Consider the following 1,059-nt stretch of genomic DNA (forward strand, 5'->3'; position numbering starts at 1 on the left):
ATCGTCCAATCTATTTAGTCGTTAAACAATCAGCCCTGCGCACTGGCTGTTATTTCTGTTCTCGAACGATGCAAAATTAGGTATGGCTGTAAGTGGTAAGGATGTGGATAATACAAATGGGATACTGCGCTATCTCATTAAATATCAGACAATAAAAATACCACTCAAAAATTAATTTGAGTGGTAAAAGTGGTAATTTCGTAGAATGTCAGGTTATATCACGAATTATCCGAATATGCTTTCCTCTCGTCAATATCCAACAATTTTAATATTTGGCTTCTCCATTCATCCCTGTATTGCTTGGATAGTTTCTCGCTCATCAGGAATATCAGGTAACACACCCGTATCTTTTCCCTTGCCTTGATTTTTAGTTTATTCTTGCAGGGGTACAGGTTTATATTGGCATAGAAATCCGCTATGGTAATGGCTTCGAACTGTTCCCCGACACAGGTTTCATGAATGGGCGAAAGCTGCTTCATGTCAAAATATTCATGTTGTCCCTCCGGGCTATTCTGTACTTCTTCTTGTTCGTTTTGCTTGACTGGTTCATCCTGCTGTTTTTCTTCCCTATCATTAGGAAGGTACTTTTTTAGGACTTCCATAAAAAGAAGACTTAGGCGGTAAACATTGCCGGAAAGGTTTTCTATATATTGAAAAGCCTCTTTCCTGTCTTGCTTTTGCAGTTCATAAAGTTTATCCAATTCTTTCTTTTCCTTGTCGTATTCAGCCTTGCAGCGTTCATATTCCTTTTCTGCCTGTATTTCTTCTTCGTCCGTATGCTCCCGAAAACCAATGAAATCATATCTGTGGTATGCGTCATTCAAAGGCTCGTGCAACTTGGTGGTAATCTCCAACTGGTCTTTAATTGCAGAATTATGCCTGTCTGCGTAGTGAAAACACACACGCTTTATGACGTCATCATTCAGCGGTTTTGTTTCATAAGCCCGTATATTTTTTTCTATTTCGATTTTCAGACTATTGAGAATCAATGTGTATTGTTCTTTCTGCTTGTCAAGTACCAGTTCAAGGATAGCGGCTTCAAAAGCCTTTGTATCATTG

The 1,059-nt window shown here is 38.8% G+C and carries 1 protein-coding gene; it reads right to left on the reverse strand.

Annotation, left to right across the window (positions count from 1 at the left end; translation table 11 throughout):
* Nucleotides 1–218: 218 nt before the first annotated feature.
* Nucleotides 219–1,059 (reverse strand): hypothetical protein (locus tag ABUA47_RS23570; RefSeq protein WP_410520197.1); only part of this gene is annotated, 841 nt, incomplete at its 5' end.

The organism is Bacteroides sp. RTP31139st1_H2_RTP31139_211217, from assembly GCF_040227615.1.
In the GTDB taxonomy this organism is placed as follows: domain Bacteria; phylum Bacteroidota; class Bacteroidia; order Bacteroidales; family Bacteroidaceae; genus Bacteroides; species Bacteroides uniformis.